Source organism: Allobosea sp. GW822-FHT03F07, assembly GCF_058801345.1.
Genome location: NZ_JBXAND010000011.1, coordinates 110,891 through 120,102 on the forward strand (window position 1 = coordinate 110,891; position 9,212 = coordinate 120,102).

A 9,212-nucleotide genomic window follows, 5' to 3' on the forward strand; every position below is an offset into this window, starting at 1 on the left:
TCGCCGCGGCCTCGGGCACACCCTTGCGCCATGCCGCAGCCCTTCGAATCAGACGCCCGCGCGATCCTCAAATCCGTCTTCGGCTACGACGATTTCCGCCCGGGCCAATGGGAGGTGATCGAGGCTGCGCTCGCCGGCCGCGATGTCTTCGCGGTGATGCCGACCGGCTCTGGCAAGTCGATGTGCTATCAGCTCCCGGCGCTCGTCGCCGGCGGTTTGACGCTCGTCGTCTCGCCCCTGATCGCCTTGATGCGCGATCAGGTCGGGCAACTGACGCGGGCGGGCGTCGCTGCCGCTTCGCTCAATTCGATGAACAGCGAAAGCGAGGCCACCGAAGCCTGGGACAAGCTGAATGCCGGCGATCTTCGCCTGCTCTTCGTTTCGCCCGAGCGGCTCGCCGGCGACGGGCTGGTCAACAGGCTGCGGCGGCTGGGCGTGACACGGCTCGCCATCGACGAGGCGCATTGTGTTTCGCAATGGGGTCACGACTTCCGGCCCGAATACCGCCTGCTCGCCAAGACGCGCGAGGCGCTCGGCGGCGTGCCGGTGACGGCCCTGACCGCGACTGCAGATCGGCAGACGCGCGACGACATCGCGAGCCAACTCTTCCCGAAGCCGCCGCATCTGGTGGTGCATTCCTTCGATCGGCCGAACCTGAAGCTTGCCTTCGCGCCCAAGGACCAGCCTCGCCGCCAGATCGACGAGTTCCTGCGCAGCCATCGCGACGGCTCGGGCATCGTCTATTGCTCCTCGCGCGGTCGCACTGAAAAACTCGCCGAGGGCTTGCGCGAGAAGGGCTGGAACGCGCTGGCCTATCATGCCGGCCTGGATCAGGGGCTGCGCAACCGCAACCAGGACATCTTCCTGCAGGAGGACGGCGTCGTCGTCTGTGCCACCATCGCCTTCGGCATGGGCATCAACAAGCCCGATGTCCGCTTCGTCGTCCATGCCGACATGCCCGGCTCGATCGAGAGCTACTATCAGGAGATCGGCCGCGCCGGCCGCGACGGGCTGTCGGCCGACACGCTGACGCTCTACGGCATCGACGACATGGCGTTGCGTCGCCGCCAGATCGACGAGAAGCCGATCGACGACGAGCGCCGCCGGATCGAGCACAAGCGCCTGAACGCCATGATCGATCTCTGCGAATCGGCGCTCTGCCGCCGCAGCGCGCTGCTCGCCTATTTCGGTGAGGAGACACCGAGTTGCCGACACGGGAATGTCCCGATCCGCTGCGATCTCTGCGGGGTGGACGCGCCTGAACTCAGCGATGCGACCCTCGACGCCCGCAAGCTGCTCTCGGCCGTGGCGCGCTCGGGCCAGCGTTTCGGCGCGGCCCATCTCGCCGACATCCTGACGGGAACCGCGACCGAGGCGATCCGCCGCCAGAACCATGACGGGCTGAAGACCTTCGGCGTCGGCCAGGACAAGCCCAAGAGCGCCTGGACCGCCCTGACCCGCAAGCTCTTCGCAGCTGGAGCCCTCGCCGAGGCCAGCGTCGAGCATGGCGGCTTCTGCCTGACAGAGAAGGGCGAGGACATCTTGTTTGGTCGCGAGACCATCGAGCTCCGGGCCGACCCTTACGCCGACCGTCGCATGCGCCGCGTCGGGCGCGAGGCCGCGCGCGCCGACGGGCTCGACGAGGGGACCGCCGGGCTGTTCGAGCATCTGCGCCAGTTGCGCCTGTCGCTGGCGCGCGAGGAGGGCGTCGCCGCCTACATCATCTTCACCGACCGCACGCTGATCGCCATGGCCCGCGCCCGTCCGATCGGGCTCGAAGAGATGCGCGCCATCGAGGGCGTCGGCGAGCGTAAGCTCACGCAATATGGCGAGGCCTTCCTGGAGGCGATCGCCGGCTTCCCGGGCTGAATTCCAGCCGCTCTCGCGCACGCACGCGTAGGCGCGTGAAAAAGCCGTCTTCACCCCCTATATTCGTGATACGAATCAAGACGATCGCAGGTGCCTTCAGTGCCTGCCTAAGGACCACGACATGAATGACGCTGCCCGCGACCTTGAAGACGCCGCCTACGGCGCCGATTCCATCAAGGTTCTCAAAGGCCTGGATGCGGTGCGCAAGCGCCCGGGCATGTATATCGGCGACACCGATGACGGTTCCGGCCTGCACCACATGGTCTATGAGGTCGTCGACAACGCGATCGACGAGGCGCTGGCCGGCCATGCCGACATCGTCACCGTCACGCTGAACGCCGACGGATCGGTCACCGTAACCGACAACGGCCGCGGTATCCCCACGAATATCCACAGCGAGGAAGGCATCTCGGCGGCCGAGGTCATCATGACCCAGCTCCATGCCGGCGGTAAGTTCGACCAGAACTCCTACAAGGTCTCGGGCGGCCTGCACGGCGTCGGCGTTTCCGTGGTGAACGCGCTCTCGGTTTCGCTGAAGCTGAGGATCTGGCGCGGCGGCAATGAGCATTTCATGGAGTTCCGCCATGGCGATGCGGTCGCGCCGCTCGCCGTCGTCGGCCCGGCCGGGGACAAGCGCGGCACGGAGGTGACCTTCACCCCGAGCCAGGAAACCTTCACGATGATCGAGTTCGACTACAAGACGCTCGAACATCGCCTGCGCGAACTCGCCTTCCTCAATTCCGGCGTGCGCATCGTGCTGACGGATGCCCGCCGCGCCGAGATCGTGCGCGAGGAGCTGATGTATGAGGGCGGCGTCGAGGCCTTCGTGCGCTATCTCGACCGCGCCAAGACGCCGGTGATCTCGCAGCCGATCATGCTTTCCTCGGAGAAGGACGGCATCACCGTCGATGTCGCGCTGTGGTGGAACGACAGCTACCACGAGAACGTGCTCTGCTTCACCAACAACATCCCGCAGCGCGACGGCGGCACCCACCTCGCCGGCTTCCGCGCCGCGCTGACGCGTCAGGTCACGGGCTATGCCGAGAGTTCCGGCATCTCGAAGAAGGAGAAGGTCTCCCTCACCGGCGACGATTGCCGCGAGGGCCTGACCGCGATCGTCTCGGTCAAGGTTCCCGACCCCAAATTCTCCTCGCAGACCAAGGACAAGCTGGTCTCCTCCGAGGTCCGCCCCGTCGTCGAGAACGTCGTCAACCAGGCCCTCTCGACCTGGCTCGAGGAACACCCGAACGAGGCCAAGACGATCGTCGGCAAGGTCGCGGAAGCGGCCGCAGCCCGCGAGGCTGCTCGCAAGGCGCGCGACCTCACCCGCCGCAAGGGTGCGCTCGACATCGCCTCGCTCCCGGGCAAGTTGGCTGATTGTCAGGAGCGCGATCCGGCCAAGTCCGAACTCTTCATCGTCGAGGGCGACTCGGCCGGCGGTTCCGCCAAGCAAGGCCGCGCCCGCGAATACCAGGCCGTGCTGCCGCTACGCGGCAAGATCCTGAACGTCGAGCGCGCACGCTTCGACAAGATGCTCTCCTCCGAACAGGTCGGCACGCTGATCACGGCGCTCGGCGCCGGCATCGGCCGCGAGGAGTTCAACATCGAGAAGCTGCGCTACCACAAGATCATTATCATGACCGACGCGGACGTGGACGGCTCCCACATCCGCACTCTGCTGCTGACCTTCTTCTACCGGCAGATGCCGGAAGTGATTGAGCGCGGCCATCTCTTCATCGCCCAGCCGCCGCTCTATAAGGCGGCGCGCGGCAAGAGCCATGTCTATCTCAAGGACGAGCGCGCCCTGGAGGATTACTTGGTCGAGACGGCGCTGGACGGCGCGGTGTTCAAGACCAGCGACGGCGCCGAGCGCGGCGGGTCGGATTTGCGTGGCCTGATCGAGGAAGCCCGCGGCATCCGCCACACGCTCTCGCAGTTGCATTCGCGCTATGACCGGCGCGTCGTCGAGCAGATGGCGATCGCTGGCGCGCTGCATCCCGTCTCCGAGGAGAACGAAGCGCAAGCCAACGAGGCCGCAGCCAAGGTCGCGGCGCGTCTGGATGCGATCTCGGACGAGCTCGAGCGTGGCTGGGAAGGCAGGGTCAGCGAGGGTGGCTTCCTGTTCTCGCGTATGGTGCGCGGCGTGAAGCAGGTCGCGGTGATCGATACCGGGCTGCTCGCCAGCGCCGAGGCCCGCAAGCTCGACGCCTCGGCCGCTTCGCTGCAGGAAGCCTATTCGAAGCCCGGCGTGCTCAGCCGCAAGGGCGACGACCATGCCGTCAACGGCCCGACCGATCTGTTCGACGCGGTCACCGCCATCGGCAAGAAGGGTGTCACGCTGCAGCGCTACAAAGGTCTCGGCGAGATGAACCCGGACCAGCTCTGGGAAACGACGCTCGACCGCGATGTCCGCTCGCTTCTGCGGGTCAAGAACGACCAGAACGACGAGGCCGATGATCTCTTCGTCAAGCTGATGGGCGATGTCGTCGAGCCACGGCGCGAGTTCATCCAGACCAACGCGCTGAACGCGACCGTCGACACCTGACGCCGACTGTGTTCAATCCCGGCATTTTATGGAGCGGATCAAGCTTGAACTTTTTGGGCTCGATCGTCCAGCGTTTGCAGATGAACTCGTAGGGCGTGAGGCCCCTGAGGGTCTTGAGCGGCCGGTCGGGCGCAGTCAATAACTGAGTTGGGCGACGGCGCGCAGTGTGTCCGACGTCGTCGACGGGAAGCCGAAGAAATCCAGGTAAGCCGGGATCTGCTCGAAGAGCATGTCCGATCCGATCTGAAACTCGCAGCCGCGCGCCCGGGCGGCGGCCAGGAAGGGTGTGATCTCCTGCTTCATCACGACCTCGCCGACGAAAGCCGAAGGTGCGATGCGCGCGACATCCATGGGCAGGGGATCGCCCTCCTCCATGCCGAGTGGCGTGGCGTTGATCACGACATCGTAGCCGGCGGGATCATTCGAGCCCACCTTCACGACGAGGCTTGGATAATGCGCATGCAGGCGCTCGGCGAGGCCGTCCATCATGGGCGTATACGCGTCGAACAGCGCGAGTTCGGCAACACCGGCCTGGGCGAGCGAGGCCGCAATGGCGCAACCAACACCGCCCGCGCCGACCAGGAGGATGCGCGCTCCGGCAACGGCGCGCCCCTTGCGCAGCATGCCACGGACGAAACCTTCGCCGTCGAACATGTCGCCGAAGAGCGAGCCGTCCGGGCGCAGCACGACGGCGTTGCATGAGCCCGCAACCTTGACCCTGGTTGAAGCCTCATCGAGCAGCGCAAGGGTCGTCACCTTGTGCGGCATGGTGATGAGCGCACCGTGGATGTTGCTGAAGCGGAAGATCGCGCGGAAGGCGGTCTCGTAGTCCTCTGGCTTGACTCCCATAGGAACGACGGCGGCGTTGAAGCCGATCTGCACGAAATAGGGGTTGTAGATCATCGGCGCCTTGAAGCTCTCCGTCGGGTAGCCGAGATGCGCGATCAGGCGCGTCCTGCCGTCGATCGAGAAGCTGGCGGGTCGAGGATCTGCGCTCACGGCCTGGACTCCAGCAGGCGCGCCAGCCGCGTGATCGCCAGCGGATAGCCCTGCGTGCCGAACCCGGCGATGACGCCGTCGGCGCGCAGCGAGACATAGGAATGGTGCCGGAAAGCCTCGCGCTTGTGCACGTTTGAGATGTGGACCTCGATGACCGGCGGCTCGAAGGTGTTGAGCGCGTCGAGGATCGCGACCGAGGTGTGGGTGAAGGCGGCCGGGTTGATGATGATGCCGGCTGCGCTGCCGCGGGCCTCGTGGATCCAGTCGATGATCTCATATTCGCGGTTTGACTGGTGGAAACGGATGTCGAGTCCATGGCCGGCCGCGACCTCGCGGCACTCGGCCTCGACATCGGCGAGCGTCTCATGGCCGTAGATGTGAGGCTGGCGCTTGCCGAGCAGGTTCAGGTTCGGGCCGTTCAGGACGAAGACGAGGCGGGACATCGCGATCTTCTCGCAGTTGTAGAGAGAGGTTCCAGAACGCGGTGGCCCGGGGCTTTCGGCCCCGGGCCGCGCCGTTCACTTGCGAAAAGCTGCGAGCGCGTCGTTGACGTCCTTGACAATGTCTTCGCCGACTTCCTTGGCGAACTTGGCGACGACGGGCTTCACGGCCTCGCGAATGCGCGCCTTCTCGGACGTCGCCAGCACATTGTGGGCCATTCCGGCCTTCTTGAGCGCGTCAAGTGCGGAATCCATCGCCTCGCGCGAGGCCGTGCGCTGGAAGGCCTGCGCCTCCTTGGCGGCCTCGGTGACGATCGTCTTCTCCTCGGCCGACATGTCGTCCCAGAGCTTCTTCGAGACCAGGAAGGACTGCGCGTTGTAGATGTGGCGCGTCTCGGAGACGAACTTCTGCACCTCGTTGAGCTTGGCGCCGAGAATGGTAGGGAAGGGATTCTCCTGGCCGTCGACGACCTTCTGCTCAAGCGCGGCATAGACCTCCGGCCAGGGCAGCGGCACGGCGTTGGCGCCCAGTGTGTTGAACAGGTCGATGAACAGAGGTGACTGCAGCACGCGGAACTTCAGGCCCTTGAAATCCTCGATCTTGGTGATCGGATGCTTGGAGTTGGTGACGTTGCGGAATCCGAGCTCCCAGTAGCCGAGACCGATGATGCCCTTGTCCGCCAGGCTGGCATGCAGCTTCGTGCCAACGGGACCGTCGACGACGGCATCGGCCTCCTCCGGCGTGGCGAACAGGAAGGGGAAGTCCAGTACCGCGAAGCGCTTGTCGAGGCCGACCAGCAGGCCGGCGTTCAGCACGGTGAAATCCACGGTGCCGCCCTGGAGCGCCGAGACGGTCTGCAGGTCGCCGCCGAGTTGGCCGCCAGCGAACAGGCGGACATTGAGCTTGCCGCCCGACTTTGCCTTCAGGATCTCCGCGAACTTGGCCGCGCCCTTGCCTTGCGGATGGTCGGCGACGTTCTGGAACGGGAAGCGCAGGGTGCGCTCCTTGATCTGGGCCTGTACGGCGGCGGGCAGCAAGGTGGCGCAGAGAAGGGCCGCCGTGGCGAGAAGCGAGGTGATGGGACGCATGATCTTTCCTCCGGTTTGCATTCTTGGTTTGGCGGTACGCTCGCGGCCTTGTGGCCGGGATGCGGCATCAGGTCAGCCAGCCAGCCATCTGGCGGGGCCGGTGACGAGAATGGGGAAAAGGACAAGCAGGAAGAGCACGATCAACTGGGCGATCATGAAGGGCCAGACGCCCTTGATGATCTCGGCCATGCTGATGTTGGAAACGCCGCAGACAACGTTCAGCACCGTGCCGACTGGCGGCGTGATCAAGCCGATCGAGTTGTTGATGATGAACAGCACGCCGAAGTAGACCGGGTCGATCCCCGCCTGCTTGATGATCGGCATCAGGATCGGCGTCAGGATCAGGATGGTCGGCGTCATGTCGAGTGCCGTGCCGACGATGACGACGATGGCCATGATCGCGAGCAGCAGCAGCGTCTGGTTGCCCATGAAGGGACGCACCATGTCGGTGATCTGGCCCGCCACCTCGGCGATCGTGATCAGCCAGGCCGAGACCATGGCCGCCGCGACGAGGAACATCACGATCGACGTGGTCATGGCGGAGCGGATGAAGATCGCCGGCAGATCCCTTAGGCTGAGCTCGCCATAGATGAAGACGGCGACGAAGAGCGCATAGACAGCGACGACGACGGCGGCCTCCGTCGGCGTGAAGATGCCGAAGCGCAGGCCGAAGATGATGATGAAGGGCAGCATCAGCGCCCAGAAGCCGTCGACGATGCTGCGCAGGACGACCCGCACCGGCGGACGGGCGCGCTGCTGGGAATCGTCGTTGCGCGCGATCCACCACCAGGCGGCGCAGAGACCAAGCCCCAGCATGATCCCGGGGAAGACCCCGGCGAGGAACAGCTTCGAGATCGAGACGCCACCGGCGACGCCGAAGATCACGAAGCCGATCGAGGGCGGGATGACCGGGCCGATGACGCTGCTGGCCGCGATCAGGCCCGTCGAGTGCTTCTTGCTGTGCCCCGCCGCGACCATCATGGGCACGAGCAGGGAAGCCAGCGCGGCCGCGTCCGCCACGGCAGAGCCGGACAGGGCCGAGAGAATGCAGGCGGCCATGATCGCGACATAACCCAGCCCGCCGCGGACATGGCCCACCACCGCCAGCGCCACGTTGACGATGCGCTTGGCCAGCCCGCCCGTATTCATCACCTCGCCAGCGAGCATGAAGAAGGGGACCGCGAGCAGCGGAAAGGAATCCGCGCCGTTGATGACGTTCTGCGCGATGATCTGGCTGTCGAATATCCCGACCTGAAGCATCAGCGCGACGCCGCAGACGATCAGCGCGTAGGCGATGGGCATGCCCAGCGCCATGGCGCCCAGGAGCGAGATTGTGAAAATGGCAATCGTCATCGATCCGCGCTCCCTCAGTTCTCTTCGGATTCGCGGATCGCGATCAGGTCCTCGTGGGAGACCCTGCCGAGGAGCGCCTGAATCAGTTCATAGGAGAGGATGGCGATCGCCGAGACGCCGAAAATCAGGCCCACGCCATAGAAAAGCCCCACGGACCAGCCCGTGGCCGGGGCTTTGACGTTCCAGTTGATCACCGTCTGCGCGAAGCTGCCCTTCACGAGCAGGGCGCTGCATAGGATCATCAGTGCGTGGCCGGCGACGTAGCAGATGCGGCGGCCCTTTGGCCCGAGCATCAGCAGCATCGTATCGACGCCGAGATGCGCGTGTTCCCTCAGGCCGACGATCGCGCCGAGGAAGACGAGCCAGACGAAGAACCAGCGCGCGATTTCCTCCGATACGGTGATGCCGGAGCCAAAGGCGTAGCGGAGGACGACATTGCTGAAGACGAGCACGACCATGCCGGCAAGCAGCAGGCCCACGAGAGACTTCAACAGGCGAAAATAGCCCGCAACCAGTGTCGCCATGGCGTGTCTCCCTGCCGCAGCGGCGGCGCGTTTCCCGTCAGCGCCGGCTCTTGGGCAGGCTTGCTGTTGAAATGTACTATATAGTTCAATTCGTCAAGCGAAATTAACTGCGTGGTTCATTTGCAGGACGCGCTTCGCGCTAGGGTGCCGACCGGCGTGGATGATGGTGATGAGTCTGACAGCGAAGTCCGGGCTGGCCGGGGCGAAGGCACGCGGCACTACGAGCTGGAGGCAGGATCCCGAGGGCGTCAGGCGCGAGATCCTGGCGGTGGCGCGCGCCGAGTTCGTCGAAAACGGGTTGAGCGGCGCGCGCGTCGACGAGATCGCGGCCAAGACCTCCACCAGCAAGCGGATGATCTACTACTATTTCGGCGACAAGGAGGGGTTGTACCG

At 65.2% G+C, this 9,212-nt stretch carries 8 protein-coding genes; 3 read left to right on the forward strand and 5 right to left on the reverse strand.

Annotation, left to right across the window (positions count from 1 at the left end):
* Positions 1 to 30 precede the first annotated feature (30 nt).
* The gene (recQ, locus tag AC1RMY_RS23555; RefSeq protein WP_492868717.1) at positions 31 to 1,869 is read left to right on the forward strand and encodes a DNA helicase RecQ; all 1,839 of its coding nucleotides are present in this window, start codon (positions 31 to 33) and stop codon (positions 1,867 to 1,869) included.
* Between the two features lie 121 nt (positions 1,870 to 1,990).
* Positions 1,991 to 4,414, forward strand: a complete 2,424-nt coding sequence (gene gyrB, locus AC1RMY_RS23560; RefSeq protein WP_492868719.1) for a DNA topoisomerase (ATP-hydrolyzing) subunit B — start codon at positions 1,991 to 1,993, stop codon at positions 4,412 to 4,414.
* A 135-nt stretch (positions 4,415 to 4,549) separates the two neighbouring features.
* Here the strand turns inward: gyrB and AC1RMY_RS23565 are convergent, their stop codons facing one another.
* The 5 genes from AC1RMY_RS23565 to AC1RMY_RS23585 all read right to left on the reverse strand — a co-directional run bounded on the left by AC1RMY_RS23565 (position 4,550) and on the right by AC1RMY_RS23585 (position 8,819).
* Positions 4,550 to 5,413, reverse strand: coding sequence for a shikimate dehydrogenase family protein (locus tag AC1RMY_RS23565; protein WP_492868721.1), 864 nt, complete (start codon positions 5,411 to 5,413; stop codon positions 4,550 to 4,552).
* A complete protein-coding gene (gene aroQ / locus AC1RMY_RS23570) occupies positions 5,410 to 5,856 on the reverse strand; it encodes a type II 3-dehydroquinate dehydratase (RefSeq protein ID WP_492868722.1) in 447 nt (148 codons plus the stop codon). The genes AC1RMY_RS23565 and aroQ overlap by 4 nt, the downstream gene beginning before the upstream one ends.
* Positions 5,857 to 5,931: 75 nt before the next feature.
* Positions 5,932 to 6,942 (reverse strand): TRAP transporter substrate-binding protein, encoded by a 1,011-nt coding sequence (locus tag AC1RMY_RS23575; RefSeq protein WP_492868724.1) that lies wholly within the window; start codon positions 6,940 to 6,942, stop codon positions 5,932 to 5,934.
* A gap of 72 nt (positions 6,943 to 7,014) precedes the next feature.
* Positions 7,015 to 8,295: a TRAP transporter large permease gene (locus AC1RMY_RS23580; RefSeq protein WP_492868726.1), complete on the reverse strand. Its 1,281-nt coding sequence runs from the start codon at positions 8,293 to 8,295 to the stop codon at positions 7,015 to 7,017.
* Positions 8,296 to 8,309: 14 nt separating this feature from the next.
* Complete coding sequence (locus tag AC1RMY_RS23585) at positions 8,310 to 8,819, reverse strand: TRAP transporter small permease (RefSeq protein WP_492868728.1); 510 nt, start codon at positions 8,817 to 8,819, stop codon at positions 8,310 to 8,312.
* A gap of 169 nt (positions 8,820 to 8,988) precedes the next feature.
* Here AC1RMY_RS23585 and AC1RMY_RS23590 point away from each other — a divergent pair.
* The coding region (locus AC1RMY_RS23590; protein WP_492868730.1) for a TetR/AcrR family transcriptional regulator at positions 8,989 to 9,212 on the forward strand (224 nt) is incomplete at its 3' end.

Coding starts and splice junctions, on each gene's coding strand:
- gyrB (WP_492868719.1), top strand. CDS start 1,991: ATGAATGACGCTGCCCGCGACCTTGAAGACGCCGCCTACGGCGCCGAT.
- AC1RMY_RS23585 (WP_492868728.1), bottom strand. CDS start 8,819: ATGGCGACACTGGTTGCGGGCTATTTTCGCCTGTTGAAGTCTCTCGTG.
- AC1RMY_RS23575 (WP_492868724.1), bottom strand. CDS start 6,942: ATGCGTCCCATCACCTCGCTTCTCGCCACGGCGGCCCTTCTCTGCGCC.
- AC1RMY_RS23580 (WP_492868726.1), bottom strand. CDS start 8,295: ATGACGATTGCCATTTTCACAATCTCGCTCCTGGGCGCCATGGCGCTG.
- recQ (WP_492868717.1), top strand. CDS start 31: ATGCCGCAGCCCTTCGAATCAGACGCCCGCGCGATCCTCAAATCCGTC.
- aroQ (WP_492868722.1), bottom strand. CDS start 5,856: ATGTCCCGCCTCGTCTTCGTCCTGAACGGCCCGAACCTGAACCTGCTC.